This is a genomic window from Pedobacter sp. Leaf250 (genome assembly GCF_920984735.1).
Taxonomy (GTDB): Bacteria; Bacteroidota; Bacteroidia; order Sphingobacteriales; family Sphingobacteriaceae; genus Pedobacter.
Map to the genome: position 1 here is coordinate 1 of NZ_CAKLBU010000048.1, position 1176 is coordinate 1176.

Here is a 1176-nt window from a genome sequence, read left to right on the forward strand (position 1 = left end):
TTAGAGGTCGCCATGGAAAGCACGAGTATTTATTGGATTCCGATCTGGCGCATACTGGACACTGATTTTGATGTCAAGCTTGTCAATCCCTATTTCATTAGGCAGCTTCCAGGCAGGAAAACCGATGTTAAAGATGCCCAATGGATTGCCACTGTACTTCAAAAAGGACTGATCAGGGGGAGTTTTATTCCTGAGCAGCATATTCAGGAACTCCGCCAGTATAACCGTAGGATCACCTATCTGAATAGGAACCTCCAGCGTGCCGATCAATCCATTGATCTTATCTTACAGCGCTGCAACATACGCCTAAGCAATTATGTCTCAGATATTGGCGGAAAATCGATGCGAAAGGTAATCGAGGCAATCTCAATGGGACAGACAGATCCCTTTGAGCTTACGAAATTGGTTCATACCCGTACCAAGAACAAGCATGGAGTACAGACGATAAAAGAGTCACTTACCGGAATAGTATCCCCAACTGACAGGGATTTATTGGGTATGACCCTTGAGGAGGCCGAGTTCTATCAGAAACAATTGACCGCGTGCAAGGACAAGCTTTTAGACCTTTGCGGCAATTACTACCAAGAAGAACTTGAACTTTTACAGGGTGTACCTGGAATCAAGGAACATAGTGCGGCCAGCATAATTGCCGAAGTCGGAGTGAATATGGAAGCCTTTCAAACTGCTTCACACCTTGTTGGATGGGCAGGGCTCAGACCTAGGAATGACCAGAGTGCTGGGAAGATAAAGGGACGAAAGACACTGCATGGCAATAAATACCTTCGAATGATGCTGGTCCAGTGTGCGTGGGGGGCAAGCAGAACAAAGCAGAGTAGTTTTTTCATAAGGTACAACACTTTGAAAAAAAGGATGAACCATAATAAGGCGCTGATGGCCAATGCCAGAAAATTACTGGTAGTCATCTGGAATATATTAGCCACAAAGCAACACTACAGGCCATTAGCCGCTTAGTGTTGCTGGACAAAGAACACGCTAAGGCCCTTATATTTGTGGTGGCATAGACCCCGTTTTTCAAACTGGCATATTAGTAAAAGTGTGTTCCAGGCAAGAAATTGCGTTTGAGACATAGAGCTCGCAGAGGAAATTCTTATTTATGATTGCCCGCTAAGTGTGGGTAGGTAATTCTTATTGCATATTATTTATAGAGGAAATATA

General features: G+C 44.1%; 1 protein-coding gene. It reads left to right on the top strand.

Annotation, left to right across the window (positions count from 1 at the left end; genetic code table 11):
- A partial coding sequence (locus tag LUA91_RS20625; protein WP_231428004.1) for an IS110 family transposase occupies nt 1-972 on the top strand: 972 nt, incomplete at its 5' end.
- Nucleotides 973-1176: the final 204 nt, after the last annotated feature.